General features: G+C 67.1%; 12 protein-coding genes. 5 read left to right on the top strand and 7 right to left on the bottom strand.

Translation table 11 applies throughout. The annotated features are described in order from the left end of the window. Positions 1-330: 330 nt before the first annotated feature. Positions 331-1,761 (bottom strand): homospermidine synthase, encoded by a 1,431-nt coding sequence (locus AAG816_RS04040; RefSeq protein ID WP_341988231.1) that lies wholly within the window; start codon positions 1,759-1,761, stop codon positions 331-333. A 282-nt stretch (positions 1,762-2,043) separates the two neighbouring features. Further along, the gene (gene phaZ, locus AAG816_RS04035) at positions 2,044-3,264 is read right to left on the bottom strand and encodes a polyhydroxyalkanoate depolymerase (RefSeq protein WP_341988230.1); all 1,221 of its coding nucleotides are present in this window, start codon (positions 3,262-3,264) and stop codon (positions 2,044-2,046) included. Positions 3,265-3,551: 287 nt separating this feature from the next. Between phaZ and AAG816_RS04030 the strand changes: the two genes are divergently transcribed. Beyond that, complete coding sequence (locus AAG816_RS04030) at positions 3,552-4,208, top strand: glutathione S-transferase family protein (protein ID WP_341988229.1); 657 nt, start codon at positions 3,552-3,554, stop codon at positions 4,206-4,208. 182 nt (positions 4,209-4,390) lie between these two features. Here AAG816_RS04030 and AAG816_RS04025 read toward each other — a convergent pair whose 3' ends face one another. Continuing rightward, complete coding sequence (locus tag AAG816_RS04025) at positions 4,391-5,284, bottom strand: LysR family transcriptional regulator (protein ID WP_341988227.1); 894 nt, start codon at positions 5,282-5,284, stop codon at positions 4,391-4,393. Between the two features lie 82 nt (positions 5,285-5,366). On the opposite strand from AAG816_RS04025, the gene AAG816_RS04020 reads away from it, so the two are divergent. Then, entirely contained in the window at positions 5,367-6,116 is a 750-nt protein-coding gene (locus AAG816_RS04020) for a sulfite exporter TauE/SafE family protein (RefSeq protein WP_341988226.1), read from the top strand. Between the two features lie 36 nt (positions 6,117-6,152). Here the strand turns inward: AAG816_RS04020 and AAG816_RS04015 are convergent, their stop codons facing one another. From AAG816_RS04015 to AAG816_RS04000, 4 genes are all read right to left on the bottom strand, one after another. Next, positions 6,153-7,304, bottom strand: a complete 1,152-nt coding sequence (locus tag AAG816_RS04015; protein WP_341988225.1) for a patatin-like phospholipase family protein — start codon at positions 7,302-7,304, stop codon at positions 6,153-6,155. 258 nt (positions 7,305-7,562) lie between these two features. Next, positions 7,563-8,309, bottom strand: a complete 747-nt coding sequence (locus tag AAG816_RS04010) for an acetoacetate decarboxylase (RefSeq protein WP_341988224.1) — start codon at positions 8,307-8,309, stop codon at positions 7,563-7,565. A 154-nt stretch (positions 8,310-8,463) separates the two neighbouring features. Then, entirely contained in the window at positions 8,464-9,396 is a 933-nt protein-coding gene (locus tag AAG816_RS04005) for a WD40 repeat domain-containing protein (RefSeq protein ID WP_341988223.1), read from the bottom strand. A gap of 164 nt (positions 9,397-9,560) precedes the next feature. Further along, positions 9,561-10,766 (bottom strand): ABC transporter substrate-binding protein, encoded by a 1,206-nt coding sequence (locus tag AAG816_RS04000; RefSeq protein ID WP_341988222.1) that lies wholly within the window; start codon positions 10,764-10,766, stop codon positions 9,561-9,563. A gap of 189 nt (positions 10,767-10,955) precedes the next feature. Between AAG816_RS04000 and hrpB the strand changes: the two genes are divergently transcribed. From hrpB to AAG816_RS03985, 3 genes are all read left to right on the top strand, one after another. Then, complete coding sequence (gene hrpB / locus AAG816_RS03995) at positions 10,956-13,439, top strand: ATP-dependent helicase HrpB (RefSeq protein ID WP_341988221.1); 2,484 nt, start codon at positions 10,956-10,958, stop codon at positions 13,437-13,439. A gap of 184 nt (positions 13,440-13,623) precedes the next feature. Further along, on the top strand, positions 13,624-15,123 hold the full coding sequence (locus AAG816_RS03990; protein ID WP_341988220.1) for a phosphomannomutase/phosphoglucomutase: 1,500 nt from the start codon (positions 13,624-13,626) through the stop codon (positions 15,121-15,123). A gap of 138 nt (positions 15,124-15,261) precedes the next feature. Beyond that, positions 15,262-16,608 carry an esterase-like activity of phytase family protein gene (locus AAG816_RS03985; protein WP_341988219.1) on the top strand — a complete coding sequence of 449 codons (1,347 nt, stop codon included), beginning with the start codon at positions 15,262-15,264 and terminating at the stop codon, positions 16,606-16,608. The last annotated feature ends 26 nt before the right edge of the window (positions 16,609-16,634 follow it).

Raw genomic sequence — 16,634 nt, 5'->3', positions numbered from 1 at the left:
ATAGAACTCGCGCCTTTTGAAATCATGCGACGGCGAATACCGTGCATAGGGGCATACGTTATCCCCAGGAAGCAAACAGTCAACACGCATCAAATAAAATGAACGACTTTTAATACACCTTGGAATATATCTCTTTCTTACCTCCGGCTGAGCGCGCGCTTACTGGTCAACATCTCTGACCCAAACCGACGGCAAAGCGCGGCAAGGCGAGACCGCCTCTGCCGAACGGATTGCACGAGCCATGGCTCCCGCCCCGCACAGACAAAAACGCCCCGCTCCGGCGATCCGGAGCGGGGCGGCTTCAGCGAGCGGATGAGCCCGTTGCGCGCCTCAGCGCACGATGACGTTCTTGAACTGCCAGGGGTCTTCCGCATCCACGTCTTCGGGGAAGAACTCGCTGCGGTTCGACAGCGGGGTCCAGTCCGTATAGGTGCCGATCACCGGACCGAGATACGGGGTCTGGATTTCCAGGCAGCGGCGGAAGTCCATCTCGTCGGCTTCCACGATGCCGGCGGTGGGGTTTTCCAGCGCCCACACCATGCCCGACAGCACCGCCGAGGTGACCTGCAGGCCGGTGGCGTTCTGATACGGCGCCAACTGGCGGGTATCCTCGATGGAGAGCTGCGAGCCGAACCAATAGGCGTTCTTGGCGTGGCCGTAGATCAGCACGCCCAGTTCGTCGATGCCGTCGACGATCTCGTGCTCGTCGAGGATCTTCCAGTCGCTCTGCATCTTGCCGCCGGCACCGAACATCTCGTGCAGCGAGAGCACCGCATCGCCCGCCGGGTGATAGGCATAATGGCAGGTCGGCCGGTAGACCACCTGATCGCCATCGCGCACGGTGAGATAGTCGGAGATGGAGATCGCCTCGTTATGGGTGACGAGGAAGCCGAACTGCGGGCCGGGGGTCGGGGTCCAGGAACGCACGCGGGTGTCGGCGCCCGGACGCATCAGGAAGATGCCGGCGCCGCAGCCGGTGGTGTGGGTGCGGGCATCGGGGGGCAGCTGCTTCTCATGGGTGCCCCAGCCCAGTTCCGCCGGCTGCAAGCCCTCGGAGACGAAGCCTTCCACCGACCAGGTGTTGACGAACACGTCGCGCGGCTTGGGATTGCGGGCGCGCTGGGTATCGCGCTCGGCGATATGGATGCCCTTCACGCCCAGCGCACGGGCGAACTGCGCCCACTCTTCGCGGCTCTTGGGCTCGGGGCGATCAAGGCCGGTATCGGCGGCGATGTTCAGCAGCGCCTGCTTCACGAACCAGGACACCATGCCGGGGTTGGCGCCGCAGGTGGACACCGCCGTGGGGCCGCCGGGATTGCGCTTGCGCGCCGCCAGCAGGCTCTCGCGCAGGGCATAATTGGTGCGGGATTCGGCGCCCAGGGTGGGGTCGAAATAGAACCCCTTCCAGGGCTCGATCACGGTGTCGATATAGAGCACGCCCAGTTCGCGGCACAGCTCCATGACCGCCACTGAGGACACGTCCACGGAGAGATTGACGCAGAAGCCGCGGCCCGGCCCGTTGGTGAGCAGCGGGGTGAGCAGATCGCGATAATTCTCAGCGGTGACCTCGGACTGGACGAAGCGGATGCCGCGCGCATCCAGCAGCTTGCGGTCATCGGGCACCGGGTCGATGACGACCATGCGCTCCAGATCGAAGTCGAAATGGCGTTCGATGAGCGGCAGCGTGCCGCGACCGATCGAGCCGAAGCCGATCATCACAATGGGGCCATCGATGGTCGCGTGAACCGGCCATTGGCTCATGATTTGGAACACTCCTGTAATGGATCGCCGCGTTCGCGGGGCGCCGCACCATGGGCAGGCGCGCCCCCCACGTCAACACGCATGCCGGGCCAAAATCGAGGCCGGGCAAGGAATCTGCGACATCAAACGGTCATATAGCGCCACACGCGCGGGTCATCCCCATGGCGCGGCGCACGGCAGGGTGGCCTGCGGGACCATGACGCCACAGGCATTCGGGGCCGCGCATGAAGCGGCCTTCGCGGCCGGCACATGCCGTTGCCGCGTCAGGGCAGTGGTGGGCGATCAGTCGCTGGCGAGGATGTGGTTGCGGACGATGGGATAGACTTGGCCGGCCCATTTGCGGCCGCTGAACACGCCGTAATGGCCCACGCCCGCCTGCATGTGATGGCGCTTGCGGTGCGGCCGCAAGCCGCTGCAGATATCGTGCGCCGCCACCGTCTGGCCGAGCGCGCAGATGTCGTCGCGCTCGCCCTCCACGGTGAGCAGCGCGGTGCGGCGGATGGCGTTGAAATCCAGCTTGTTGCCGCGGAACGTCAGCTCGCCCTTGGGCAGGCGATATTCCTGGAAGACGTACTGCACCGTCTCCAGATAAAACTCTGCCGCCAGATCCAGCACGGCGAAATATTCATCATAGAAATTCTTGGTGGTGGTGGCCTTCTCGTCATCGCCGTCGGCCAGGGCCTCGTAAAGGTCCATGTGCGCCTTGAGATGGCGGTTCACATTCATGCTGACGAAGGCGGAAAGCTGGATGAAGCCAGGATAGACCTTCCGCCCGGAGCCCTTGAAGCCCATGGGCACGGTGGAGATCAGATTCTGCTCGAACCAGGACATGGGCTTGGAGGTGGCCAGCTCATTGACCTTGGTGGGGTTCACTCGGCAATCGATGGGGCCGGCCATCAAGGTCATGGAGCGCGGCTGGGCGGGATTGCCGTCCTGGGCCATCACCGCCGCGGCCACCAGCGCCTGGACGCAGGGCTGGCACACGGCCACCAGATGCCCGCCCGGCCCCATGAATTCCAGGAACTTGATGACGTGTTCGACATAGCCGTCGAAATCGAACGCGCCATGCTCCAGGCTCACGTCGCGGGCATTGTGCCAGTCGGTGATGAACACGTCATGGTCCGGCAGCAGCGTGCGCACGGTGCCCACCAGCAAAGTGGCGAAATGGCCGGACAGAGGCGCCACCACCAGCACGCGGGGCTGAGGCACGTCCACATCCTTCTTGAAGTGCAGCAAGGTGCCGAACGGCAGCACATAGGCCGCCTCCTCGGTGATCTGCACCTCGCGATTGCCCACTTCCGTGGTCTTGAGATCGAAATCCGGGCGACCGTGGGTCAGCCCCACGCGCTCCACCATTTCGTAGGCGGCCGCAAGGCGCCGGGTCGCGGCATTCTGGAACGGTGCGGCGAAGGGGCCGGTGAGGAAGCGCCGCGCCATATGGGCGCTCAGCTTCAACGGCGCCATCATGTCCGACTGGGCCTGGTACGCACGGTACATGGTCATGCCTTTCGACCAGGAGTGTAGTCGGCTATTTCACCGCGGCACCATCGCTTTTTCATGCGACCTCGCCTCCATTTGCCGAAGCGGCACGTTCACGCACCTGCACAAAAGTTCTTAATGCATCGCACGCGGCCCGGTTTTAGAGCTTTTCCCCAGGCGGTTTCGGTTGTACCTCTAATATGGGATTTTGGCGAGAGGCATGGTGCGTTGCAGCATGCCTCGTTTTTCTCCGGCGCAAAGCCATCGGGGAAGCGCATTGCCATCGGGGAGCGCACATGTCGGGAGCGCACATGTCGAAGGCCACGCTGACCATATCGAGCAAGAATTATTCCTCCTGGTCGCTGCGCGGCTGGCTGCTCTGCAAGATGGCGGGGCTGAATTTCGAGGAAGAGCGGGTGCCGGTGGATGACCCCAGCGCCCGGGCCGAACTGCTGCTGCTCTCCCCTTCCTTCCTGGTGCCCCGGCTGGTGCATGAGGGCGTGACCGTCTGGGATACGCTGGCCATCGCCTCCTATCTCAACGAGGTGTTCCCGGAAGCGGGCCTGCTGCCCGCAGATCGCGCGGCGCGGGCGCACTGCCTGTCCATCTCCGGCGAGATGCATTCGGGCTTTGCCAACATGCGCTCGGCGCTGCCCATGAACATCAAGGCGCGCTATCCCGGCTTCAAGGTGTGGGCCGGTGCCCAGGCCGACATCGAGCGCATCGTCGCCATCTGGCGCGGTTGCTTCACGGCCCATGGCGGCCCCTTCCTCATGGGCCCCACCCCGACCCTGGCGGACGCCATGTACGCCCCGGTGTGCTCGCGCTTCACCACCTATGACGTTGCCCTCGACCCCATGTGCCGGGCCTATCGCGACCGGGTCATGGCGCTGCCCTTCATCCAGGAATGGATCGCCGACGCCCAAAGCGAGCCGGAAGAACTGGAAGAACTCGACGCCGAGTTCTGAGCCGGCCGGGTTCTGACGCGGCCGCGGCTTGATCGATCGGCACGGGCGCGGCGCATGCCGCGCCATAGTCTGCGGCGTCGCGGCGGGAGGCATCGGACAGCGGGGCGTGTGACCCGCCCCGCTCCACGTCAATCCCCCGATCACCACCCCCGGTCACTCCCCGCGACGGATCGGCGACCGTTTCAGCAGGACGCGCTGCCGTCCAGCGCATCCAGGGCCTGGCGCGCGAACTCCGGCAGCCGGTCGCGGGCACGCACCGCCACCAGCAGCTTGCGCCGCGCCCATGGGTCCGGCAGTTCGACCGTCTCCACCCGCATGCGCGCCGCCACCCGCCGCGCATCCGCCGTCGGCAGCACCGCGACGCCGACCCCCGCCTGGATCATCTCACCCACCGCCTCGATGCGATTGACCCGCACGCGGTAGTTCAGGGGCAGGCCCAGGTCCAGCGCATGGGCCTCGATCAAATGCTGGATGGCGTTTCCCGCCGTCAGTCCCACATAGGGCAGCGCCGCCACATCGGCGAAGCACGGACGGGCGGCGCTGGCCAGAGCGTGGCCCTGCGGCAGCACCGCCACCAGCACGTCCTCGCCATAGGGCCGGGTCTCCAGGCCGCTGATATCGCCCACGTCCGAGAGCAGGCCGATATGGATCAGCCCGGCGCGCAGGGCGGGGGCGATCTCCCGGCTCGGCCGCTCCTCCAAATCCACATCCACCTCGGGATGGCGCGCCAGAAACCGCGCCAGGTCTTGTGGCAGCCGGGCCGAGAGCGCGGCGGTGTTGCTCCACAGCCGCACATGCCCCTTCAGGCCCCGGCCATAACGGGAGAGTTCGCCGCGCATGCGGTCCGCCTGCTCCAGGATGATGCGGGCATGATGGGCCAGAGCCTCGCCCGCCGGCGTCGGCACCGCCCCGGTGCGGCGCCGCACCAGCAAAGCGGCGCCGGCCACCTCTTCCATGCCCCGCACCCGCGCGCTGGCGGACGGCAGCGCCATATTGGCCCGTGCCGCCCCGGCGGTGAGGCTGCCGGTCTCCAGGATGGCGAGAAACAGCTTCAGGTCCACGAGATCGAACCGCACGGCTTCATCCTTCGGATTTTCCGAAGGATGAAGCCGCATAATGCGCATTGCCGCAAGGTGAAAGCCGCGTCAGCTTGCGCCCATGAGTCTCCTCACCCTCTCCCTCATCACCCTGGTTCTGGTGCTCGCCGGCCTGGTCAAGGGCGTCACCGCCATGGGCCTGCCGACCTTGGGCATGGGCCTGCTCAGCCTGATGATGCCGCCCGCGGAGGCGGCCGCCCTCCTGATTGCGCCGACCATCGTCACAAATGTGGTGCAGTTTGCGGCTGGTCCGCGCGTGGTGCCGGTGCTGCGGCGGTTCTGGCCGCTGGGGCTCACGACCTTCCTGGGCACGCTGGTGGGCGGGGCGGGGTTTGGCGGGCTTGAATCCCATCTCGCGCCGGCGGTGCTGGGCGGCACGCTGCTGCTCTATGGCGTGATGGGCCTCGGTCGCTTTCACGTCCAGACGCCGATCGGGCTCCAGCCCTGGCTGTCGCCGGTGATGGGCATGGCCTCCGGCCTGCTCACCGGCACCACTGGCGTGACCGTGATGCCCGCCGCGCCTTATCTGCAATCGCTGGGTCTGCACCGGGAGGATCTGGTGCAGGCCATGGGCCTGGCCTTTTCGATGGGATCGCTCGGCCTGATTGTCGCGCTCTCGGTCAAGGGCGCGCCGCTGGCCTCGGGGCCGGCGCTGCTGGCCACCGGGGCGGCGCTGATCCCGGCGTTTGCCGGCATGGAGATCGGCCGGCGGGTGCGGGTGGCGATCTCGCAGCAGGCCTTCCGCACCTGCTTCTTCGCCGGCCTGGCGCTCTTGGGCGCCAATACGCTGGTGCGCGCCGTTGCGTGGTGACGGGCCCGCCCGATCGGGGCGGACCCATCATCCACCTTAATCCGCCAAGCGGTGCACGTCGTGGACCACGACGCCCTCGGACTTGTCCGGCTTCGTCAGCCACTTGCGATGGCGCAAGGTCTTCAGCGTGTCCTCGATGCCCGACTGCCAATGGTCGCGCATGGAGGTGCCGGAGAACTCGAAATCCTTGAAATCCCGCTCGTAGCTCTTTTCCTGATAGATCAGGTGGCAGATGTTGACCGGGCCGGACTTCTCATAATCCTGCAAGGTCTGCAGGTCTTCCTCGGTGCGCAACTGCTCGGGAATGCGCAGCACCGCTTCCGCATGCATGGTGCGCAGCAATTGCACCCGGCGGAACAGGTCGGTGGTGTAGCGGGTGCGGCTGGAATAGCCGATGTCCTTCTGCCGCTCGATCACCCCGGACATGTCGCGGGGCAGTTCGCCACGCGAGGAGAACAGATCCACCTGGAACACCAGGGCGCTCGGATGATCCGGCTGGTCCAGCAGCCATTGCAGCGGGGTGTTGGAGACCACGCCGCCGTCCCAATAATATTCGCCATCGATGCGGATGGCGGGGAAGGCCGGCGGCAGGGCGCCGGAGGCCATCACATGCTCGGGGCCGATGCGGTGGGTGGTGTTGTCGAAATAGACGAAGTTGCCGGTGCGCACATTGGTGGCGCCCACGGAAAAGCGCTTCGAGCCATTGTTGATGAGATCGAAATCCACCAGCTTCAGCAGCGTCTCGCGCAAGGGCGCGGTGTCGTACAGGCTGGTGGCGTTGGACGCGCCGGTGGGCAGCAGCCAGGGATTGGGAACCCGGGGCTTGAAGAAGCCGGGCTGGCCCAGATTGATGGTGGCCATGGCGCTCATCTGGTTGCGCATGGTGCGGAAGGCATCGCCCTCGGGGGTGAAGTTCCACACCTTGCGGCCGGACACGGTCTCCCAGAATTCGCGCAGGCGGGGCACCCGGTTTTCCGGCGTGTTGCCGGCGATCAGCGCGGAATTGATGGCGCCGATGGAGACGCCGGAGATCCAGTTCGGCTCCGCGCCGGCCTTGGACAGGGCCTCATAGACGCCGGCCTGATAGGCACCGAGCGCGCCGCCGCCCTGGAACACAAGGGCAACGCGATCATATTCTGAAACGATCTCGCTTAGATCGTTCGGAACTTCGCTCAGCAAAGTGCTCATCACATCCCCGTCTGGTTAGGCCTGACGCCGCTCACCGGATCGGCGGGCGCACGTCCTTGTTCCGAAACCGTCTGACCTGCCCGCGCACCGCCATGGCTCAGCGGCCCGGCGATGTCCTGCAAGGCAGGCCTGGCGGCGAAAGCGCCGCGCGCTGTGTTCCATGGACCTTCAGCATGGCGCGACCCTTGCCGCCATGCAAACCCCCGCGCCGATCCGGGATCGGACCGGCGCGGGCGGCACCGCCGACTTGGGGACCGCCTACTTGGGGTCGGCCAGATAATCGTACACCACCTCGCCGAGGCCCAGGGTGAGATCGGCGCGCAGATGCAGCGCCGACACCACTTCCAGCACCGGGAGCTTGGCCACGTCCGCCATGACGTGCGGATAGAGGCCGAGCGCGGCGGGGCCGGTCCAGCATTCCTTGACGTCGATGTCTTCGAGATAATAGCGCACCAGTTCGCAGATGCGCGGGGTGGCATCCACATGCGGGATGATCTTGATCAGGAAGCTCGGGGTCTTCAGCGCCGCCAGCACCGCCGCCTTGTCGGCCGCCTTGTGCTTGTAGCCCATGGAGGCCTCCACACACAGCGTCTTGCCATAGTGCAGGCGGCCGGTGAGCACGTCCTTCTCGATCTCCATCTTGGGATGGGCGTATTTCTTCGGGAAGCCCCAGATCTCGCGGCCGCCGGCGATGGGCGCCTCGTCGTCCAGATACATGGAGTGGACATAGCCGCCCTCCACGCCCTCAAACTTCACCGGGATGACCTGTCCGGTCTCAGTATAGTCGCCGAAGCCGGTGGAATCCGGCATGCGGATGAATTCATACTTCACCAGCGGCTCGTAGACTTCCAGCGGCTCGGGCACCACCTTGCGCAGCGCCTCGATGTCGGTGCGGTAGGTGATGATCATGAATTCGCGATCGAAGAAGCGATACGGTCCCGGCGGATAGGCCGGGTTGGTCAGCGGCATGGAATAAGCGGTGCGGCGAACGTCTTCGATCTTCATAGGATAGGCTCCGACCGAAAGGTGCATCTCGCATGTGCGAAACGGCGGCGAGGGTATCGGATAACGCGGCCCGGTGACAGGGCCGCGACACGCCCCTTATGGCGCAAATCCCGGCCCGGCATGAGCAATCCCGATCAAGCCCCCGCCCCAGGCGTCAGAAATTCAGCACGCCCGCGCTGCCGGCGGCGGTACCGAAGGCCACCGCGCCGCCGTCCGCACGCCAGCCGCCGGCCGTGACCGCGCTACCATCCGGCGCCCGCAGCAGGATTTCCGCCGCGTCGGGGATACGCACCATCAGCACCATGCCGTCGTCATAGCCCACCGCCAGCACCGGGTCCTTGGGGTGGCACGCCACCATGGACACCCGCGCGGTGGACGAGGGCGCCACCATGGTGGGCTGCTTGCCCATGGGGCCTTCCTTGGAGGCGAACGGCCACAGGATCACCTCGGAGGAGCCGGAGGTGGCGAGCCACTTGCCGTCCGCCGTGAAGGCGAAGGATTTCACCCGCGCCGGATAGCCGGTCATGCGCATATGGCCGCCGTCCGACACCCGCCAGCCATGCAGCGCCGCTTCCTGCATGGTGGTGACGATGAAGCGCCCATCCGGGCTGATGGCGACCCCCAGATGCGAGCCCTTCCATCCCAGCAGATCGGGCTTGGCGCCTGCCGCATTGGGGAACCAGAGGGTCACGCCGCCATAATGCGCCACCGCGAGCCGCAAGCCCTTGGGCGCGAAGGCGAGCCCGCCCACGGTGGAGGCCACCTCCAGGGCGCGCGCCTCGCCCTTCACGGGCAGAAAATGTGCCGTCTTGCCGGCCGAATAGGCGATGGACCCATCGGGCCCCAGCGCCACGCGGTCGATCCAGCGGCCTTTCTGCTCGGCAAGGGTGCGGATCTCGCCGGAGGCCAGCAGTTCCACCACCCGGCCGTCGTCGCCGCCGGTGATGAGGCGGGTGCCGTCGGCAGCGGCGCTGAGCACGCCGCCCTTATGCAACACCACCACCTTGGGCTCGTCCTCCACCAAAGTGGCGATGCCGTTGCCGGCGATGAAGACGCCGGTGCCGCGCAGGAATGCGGCGGTGGTCACCTCCCCCTCAAGGGTGAAGGACCGCACCTTGTCGGTGAGCGAAGACGGCGTGGACGGCATCGAAGGCGACATCGCGGGCGGCATTCCATGAAGGCGAACGAACGCCGTCTTCATAAGCCATGCCCGCGAACTTGTCTCACCTTACGGGCGCACCGATCCGTTGGTCACGACTTCACCAGCGGGCAGCCGCCCTCGGCCAAGGGCCGGAACGCCGCGTCGCCGGGGATGGTGCGGATCAGCTTCAGATAGTCCCAGGGATATTTGGACTCTCCCGGCGCCTTCACCTGCAGCACATAGAGATCATGCACCATGCGGCCATCGGCGCGGATATGGCCGTTCTTGGCGAAGAAGTCGTTGACCGGGGTGGCCTTCATCTGCGCCACCACCTTCTCGGTGTCGGTGGTGGCGGCGGCCTTCACCGCGTTGAGATAATGCAGGATCGCCGAATAGGTGCCGGCCTGGCCCATGGTGGGCATGGCTTTGTGGCGGGCATAGAAGCGCTTCGACCAGACGCGGGTCTCGTCATTGAGATCCCAATAGAAGCCCTGGGTGAGGATCAGGCCCTGCGCCGTTTCCAGGCCGATGGCGTGGATATCGGTGATGTGCAGATAGAGCCCCGCCAGCTTGATGCCGGACTGCGGCAGGCCGAATTCGGTGGCCTGCTTGATGGCGTTGACCTCGTCGGCGCCGGAACTGGCGAAGGCCACCAGCTTGGCGCCGGAGCTCTGCGCCTTCAGCAGATAGGAGGAGAAGTCGGTGGTGCCCTGGGGATGCTTGACGCTGCCCACCACCTTGCCGCCGGCCTTGGTGACCGCGTCCGCCGTATCGCGCTCCAGCGCGTGGCCGAAAGCATAGTCGGCGGTGATGAAGAACCACGGGCCATCCTTGGCCAAAGGCGCGCCGGTGCCCACCGCCAACGCATAGGTGTCATAGGTCCAATGGATGCCGGTCACGGCGCAGAACTTGCCGGTGAAGTCCGACGAGCCGCCGGTGGAGGCCAGCACCAGCTTGTTCTTGCGCCGGCCGATCTCCTGCACCGCCAGCAGCACCGAGGAGGTGGGGATGTCGGCGATCACGTCCACGCCGTCCTCGTCGATCCAGCGATTGACGATGGCCGAGCCGACGTCGGGCTTGTTCTGATGGTCGCCGGTGACGATCTCGATGGGCCGGCCCAGCACGGTGCCGCCGAAATCCTCCACCGCCATCTGCGCCGCGATCACCGAGCCGGGGCCGGCCATGTCCGCATAGATGCCGGACATGTCGTTGAGCACGCCGATCTTCAGCGGCTTCACCGGCTCGGCGGCGAACGCGGGGGTAGCGATGGGCAGGAGAAGCGAAATCAAGGCGGCGGTGGTGGCAAAGGCGCGCATCAAACGGGGCTCCGTGACGGATGCGCGGCCTATATCCCGCCCCGCTGCGCACATCAATTCAATAAACATAGATTTTAAGAATTTAATTAAATTCACATGCAAAAATGCGGGTTAGCAGGGCTGGATGCGCATCTGGATTTCCCCGGCTTTTGATGGCCTAAGGGGCGCTCCTTTCGGTCTCGCCGCTCCATGTTCGACACCCGCCTGCCCATTGACGATGCCCTGCCCGCTCTGTGCGCCACCTTGCGGACGCAGGCCTGCGCCGTGCTGGTGGCCCCGCCGGGCGCCGGCAAGACCACCCGCGTGCCATTGGCCCTGCTGGCCGAGCCCTGGGTGCAGGGGGGCAAGATATTGGTGCTGGAGCCCCGTCGCCTCGCCGCCCGCGCCGCCGCTTATCGCATGGCCGCCACCCTGGGCGAGCAGGTGGGCGACACGGTCGGCTATCGCGTCCGCCTGCGCGCGGAGGTGTCGCGGCGCACCCGCATCGAGGTGATCACCGAAGGCGTGTTCACCCGCATGGTGCTGGACGATCCGGAACTGGCCGGCGTCGCCGCCGTGCTGTTCGACGAATATCACGAGCGCTCGCTGGATGCGGATCTGGGCCTGGCCTTAGCGCTGGAGACCCAGGCCGGCTTGCGGGAGGATCTGCGCCTGCTGCCCATGTCCGCCACGTTGGACGGCGCCCGCGTCGCCGCTTTGCTGGGCGGCACCGGCACCCCCGCGCCGGTGGTGGAGAGCGAGGGCCGGGCTTTCCCCGTGACCACCTCTTATCTGGGCCGCGATGCCCGCGCGCCCATCGACCGGCAGATGGCGGATGCGGTGCTGCGGGCCTTGGCGGCGGAGCGCGGCTCGGTGCTGGCCTTCCTGCCCGGCGCCGCCGAGATCCGCCGCACCCAGACCGCTTTGTTGCAGAGCGTGCGCGATCCGGACGTGGAGATCGTGCCTTTGTTCGGCGCGCTGGATGCCGCCGAACAGGACCGCGCCGTGCTCCCCGCCGCCAAGGGCAAGCGCAAGGTGGTGCTGGCCACCTCCATCGCCGAGACCTCGCTGACCATTGAGGGGGTTCGCATCGTGGTGGATTGCGGCCTCGCCCGCGTGCCCCGCTTCGAGCCCGATGTGGGCCTGACCCGGCTGGAGACCGTGCGCGTCTCCCGCGCCGCCGCCGATCAGCGCCGCGGCCGCGCCGGGCGCACCGAGAGCGGCGTCTGCTATCGGCTGTGGGGCGAAGGCGAGACCGCCAGCCTGCCCGCCTTCGCCACCCCGGAGATCCTGGCCGCCGACCTCTCCGGCCTGGTGCTGGACCTGGCCGCCGCCGGGGTGCGCGACCCGCGCAGCCTGCCCTTCCTGGATCCGCCGCCCGTGCCGGCACTGACCGAGGCCCGCGCCTTGCTCGTGGTGCTGGGCGCCATCGCCGCCGAAGGCACCATCACCGCGCTGGGCCAGCGCATGGCCCGCCTGCCCTTGCCACCGCGCCTCGCCCATATGGTGGTGCGCGGCGCCGACATGGGGGTCGGCGCGCAGGCCGCCGATCTGGCCGCCATCCTGTCCGAGCGCGGCCTGGGCGGCGACAGCATCGATCTGGCCCATCGGGTGGAGGAATTCCGCCGCGAGCGCTCGCGCCGCGCCGACGACGCCCGCCGCCTCGCCGCCCGCTGGGCGGAGCTGGCGCGCGGCGCCGAACGGCCCGCGCGCGGCCAGACACCGCCCTCCCCCGCCGCCTTGCTGGCCCTGGCCTTTCCCGACCGCATCGCCAAGGCGCGCGGCGACGGCACCCGCTTCCTGCTGGCCAATGGCCGCGGCGCCACCGTGGACCCGGCCACCGCGCTGGCCCGCGCGCCCTATCTGGCGGTGGCCGAGGTGAGCGGCCGGGCAGATGCGGCGCGGGTGCAACTGGCGGCGGTGCTGGCGCCGGATGAGATCGAGGCCATGTTCGCCGACGAGATCGTCACCGCTTTGGAGGTGGCGTTCGACCCCGCCACCGCCGCCGTGCGCGCCCGCGAAACCCGACGCCTGGGCGCCCTCACCCTGGCGGATCGCCCCCGCCCGGTGCCCGACGGCCCGCAGACCGCGCTCGCCTTGGCCGAAGGACTGGCGGCGCTGGGCCTGGACCGCCTGCCTTGGACCGCGGCGCTGTCCCAATGGCGCGAGCGGGTGCAGTTCCTGCATCAGGCGGAAGGCGCGCCCTGGCCGGACCTGTCCGACGCGGCGCTCAGCGCCACAGCGCGCGACTGGCTGGCGCCGTTCCTCAACGGCAAGAGCAGCCTCAACCAGATCGGCGGTGGCGACGTGTCCAACGCGCTACACGCCTTGCTGCCCTATGAACTGGTGGGGCGGCTGGAGAGCGAGGCGCCGAGCCATTTTCACGCCCCCTCCGGCTCGCATCTGCCCATCGACTATGCGGGGGAAGGCGGTCCCACCTTGCCGGTGCGGGTGCAGGAACTGTTCGGCCTCACCACCCATCCCAGCATCGCGCGGGGCAAGGTGCCGCTCACCTTGGCCCTGCTCTCTCCGGCGCATCGGCCGATCCAGGTGACGAAGGATCTGCCACAATTCTGGCGCGGCTCGTGGCGGGAGGTGCGGGCCGAAATGCGCGGGCGCTACCCCCGCCACCCCTGGCCGGAGGACCCGGCCAACGCCCCGCCCACCACCCGGGCCAAGCCCCGCGGCACCTGACGGGCATTGGATCGGGGAACCGATGGCTTGGCCGGGCATTGTTCCCCGGCGTGCCGCGCGGCGCGCGGGTCCAAGAAACGCGCACGTCGCGCGCCGGCTTCTGCCCACAACCGGGTAGACAGGTCACAATTTCGTGGTATCCGGCACTGCCCGGACAGACATTCCGCGCGGAAAGAGGCTTTTCATGTTCCCGACGCCGAAGCCCGCACTGACGCCCAATACCTATGCCTATGAATCCGAACCCATGGTGAAGCCCACCGGGTTCCGGGAGTATGACGCCCGCTGGTTGTTCCAGAAGGAAATCAACCTCATGGGCATCCAGGCGCTGGGCATGGGGCTCGGCACGTTGATGCATGAGATGGGCATCAAGCCCGAAATCGTCACCGGACACGATTTCCGCGGCTATTCCTCCTCCATCAAATATGCCCTGGTCTCCGGCCTGATGGCCGCCGGTATCAAGGTGCACGACATTGGCCTGGCCATGTCGCCCATGGCCTATTTCGCCCAGTTCGCGCTGGACGTGCCCGCGGTGGCCATGGTCACCGCCTCGCATAATGACAATGGCTGGACCGGCGTGAAGATGGGCGTGAACCGCCCCCTCACCTTCGGCCCCGACGAGATGAACTGCCTCAAGGACATCGTGCTCGGCGCCAAGTTCGACCTGCGCGGCGGCGGCGCCTATCACTTCGTGGCGGATTTCCCCGAGGTCTATTTCAAGGATCTCACCAACCGGGCCAAGCTCAAGCACCCCATCAAGGCGGTGGTGGCCTGCGGCAACGGCACGGCGGGCGCCTTCGCCCCGCGCATCCTGGAGGCGCTGGGCGTCGAAGTGGTGCCGCTGGATACGGAGCTGGACCACTCCTTCCCCAAGTACAATCCCAACCCCGAAGACATGGAAATGCTCCATGCCATGCGCGACGCAGTGCTGGCCTCCGGCGCCGATGTGGCTTTGGGCTTTGACGGCGATGGCGACCGCTGCGGCGTGGTGGACAATGAGGGCGAGGAGATCTTCGCCGACAAGATGGGCGTGATGCTGGCCCGCGACCTGGCCAAGATCTATCCCAACCCCACCATCGTCGTGGACGTGAAGTCCACCGGCCTGTTCGCCACCGATCCCGAGCTGATCAAGCTCGGCGTGAAGGCGGACTATTGGAAGACCGGCCATTCCTACATGAAGCGCCGGGTCAACGAGACCGGCGCTTTGGTGGGCTTCGAGAAGTCCGGCCACTATTTCTTCAACGCCCCCATCGGCCGGGGCTATGACGACGGACTGGTCTCGGCCATCGCCGTGCTGGACATGCTGGATCGCAATCCGGGCAAGAAGCTCTCGGAACTGCGCCTCGCCCTGCCGAAGACCTGGTCCTCGCCCACCATGTCGCCCCACTGCGCGGACGAGGCCAAGTACGGCATCGTCGCCGACGTGGTGAAGCATTACGAAAAGCTCCAGGCCGACGGCGCCAGCGTCACCGGCCAGCCGATCCGCGATCTGGTCACCGTCAACGGCGTGCGCGTGACAACTGAGGACGGCACCTGGGGCCTGGTGCGGGCCTCCTCCAACAAGCCCGAGCTGGTGGTGGTGGTGGAAAGCCCGGTCTCCGAACAGCGCATGCGCGACATGTTCAAGGAGATCGACGGCGTGCTGCGCACCCATCCGGAAGTGGGCGCCTACAACCAGACCATCTGAGCACGCACAGCCTCCGAGGCCCCGCGCAGCGTCGTCTGCGCGTCACGGCTCGGTTCTAGGTTGCGGCCCGCGCACGGTTTCACGCCGTGCGCGGGCCATTTTTTTGATGGCCCGCGCTCTTTTTCCGTCGAGGCCCCCATGTCGCGCCTGTCCCATCTTCTGCTGGCAACGGCGTTGCCCATGGTGGTGGCCCTGCCAATGGGCGCCGCCCTCACGGCCTGGGCGCAGAGCCCGGCACCGGCGGTCCCCGCCGTCGAAGTAATGAAGATGCCGCCGCTGCCGCTGGCAAAAGTGGCCGTGCCCGATGGCAAGACGCTGGATCTCAATATCGGCCTCGGCTCCGGTGCCTTTCGCAGCACCGTGGACGAGCAGGGGATCATCTGGTCCATCACCGACCGCGGCCCGAACATCGATTGCGCCGACGCCAACGCGCTGACCGGCCGCTCCACCGCCTTGATGTGCGCCGGCGACGCCTCGGGGAAGATCTTCCCCATGCCGGCCTTCACGCCCACCATCTACAAGCTGCGGCTCACCCCCGCCGGTGCGGTGGAAGTGCTGGCGGCCCTGCCGCTGAAGGGCACCTCCGGCAAGCCCATCACCGGCCTGCCCAATCCCCTCACCCATGCCAGCACCGAAGTTGCCTACGGCATCGACGGCAAGGCCATCGCCCCCGACCCCTCCGGCCTCGACACCGAGGCGGTGGTGCGGCTGGCGGACGGCACTTTCTGGCTGGCGGAGGAATATGGCCCGTCCTTGGTGGAAGTGGCCCCGGACGGCACCATTCGCCGCCGCCTGGTGCCGGCGGGCGTGGAAGCGGACCTGGCCAAGGCGGACTATCCCGTGGAGGGCATCCTGCCGGCGATCCTGGCCCGGCGGCAGATCAACCGCGGCATCGAAAATCTCGCCCTCTCCCCCGACGGCGCCTTCCTCTACGTGCTGATGCAGAGCCCGCTGGCCAATCCCGATGCGGCGGCCTTCCGGCAATCGCCGCTGGCCCGGCTGGTGAAGGTGGAGCGCGCCACCGGCAAGGTGGTGGGCGAATATCTCTATGGGGAAGACGACCCCACCACCTTCCGCGCCGACAATGCCCAGAAGCCGCAAAAGCAGTCCGACGTGCGCATGAGCGACATGGTGGCGGTGGGCACCGACCGGCTGATCGTGCTGGAGCGCATCTCCAAGACCACCAAGCTCTATCTGGTGGATCTGAAGGATGCGGTGCCGGTGCCCGCCGCCTTCGATGATCCCAAGGCCAGCCCGGCTCTGGAGCAACTCCATGCCGACCAGTTCGCCGCCAACGGCCTCAAGCCGCTGACCAAGACGCTGATCCTCGACAGCGACGATCTGAAGGACATGCCGTCCAAGATCGAATCCGTCGCCGTGCTCTCGGACCGGGATCTGGTGCTGGTCACCGACAGCGATTTCGGCATCGACGGCGCCACCACCCAGGTGCTGCGCCTGCGCTTCCCCACGCCCGTCCTGCGCTGATCCTGCCGCCCGACGAAAAACGCCCC

It is taken from the genome of Azorhizobium sp. AG788, assembly GCF_943371865.1.
In the GTDB taxonomy this organism is placed as follows: Bacteria; Pseudomonadota; Alphaproteobacteria; order Rhizobiales; family Xanthobacteraceae; genus Azorhizobium.
Note: the sequence above shows the minus strand (reverse complement) of the source record. Positions and strands in the feature narration are given on the sequence as shown.

Excerpts from the sequence above, each read along its gene's own strand:
- phaZ (WP_341988230.1), bottom strand. The coding sequence starts at position 3,264 with ATGACCATGTACCGTGCGTACCAGGCCCAGTCGGACATGATGGCGCCG.
- AAG816_RS03990 (WP_341988220.1), top strand. The coding sequence starts at position 13,624 with ATGTTCCCGACGCCGAAGCCCGCACTGACGCCCAATACCTATGCCTAT.
- AAG816_RS03985 (WP_341988219.1), top strand. The coding sequence starts at position 15,262 with ATGTCGCGCCTGTCCCATCTTCTGCTGGCAACGGCGTTGCCCATGGTG.
- hrpB (WP_341988221.1), top strand. The coding sequence starts at position 10,956 with ATGTTCGACACCCGCCTGCCCATTGACGATGCCCTGCCCGCTCTGTGC.
- AAG816_RS04030 (WP_341988229.1), top strand. The coding sequence starts at position 3,552 with ATGTCGAAGGCCACGCTGACCATATCGAGCAAGAATTATTCCTCCTGG.
- AAG816_RS04000 (WP_341988222.1), bottom strand. The coding sequence starts at position 10,766 with ATGCGCGCCTTTGCCACCACCGCCGCCTTGATTTCGCTTCTCCTGCCC.
- AAG816_RS04040 (WP_341988231.1), bottom strand. The coding sequence starts at position 1,761 with ATGAGCCAATGGCCGGTTCACGCGACCATCGATGGCCCCATTGTGATG.
- AAG816_RS04020 (WP_341988226.1), top strand. The coding sequence starts at position 5,367 with ATGAGTCTCCTCACCCTCTCCCTCATCACCCTGGTTCTGGTGCTCGCC.
- AAG816_RS04015 (WP_341988225.1), bottom strand. The coding sequence starts at position 7,304 with ATGAGCACTTTGCTGAGCGAAGTTCCGAACGATCTAAGCGAGATCGTT.
- AAG816_RS04010 (WP_341988224.1), bottom strand. The coding sequence starts at position 8,309 with ATGAAGATCGAAGACGTTCGCCGCACCGCTTATTCCATGCCGCTGACC.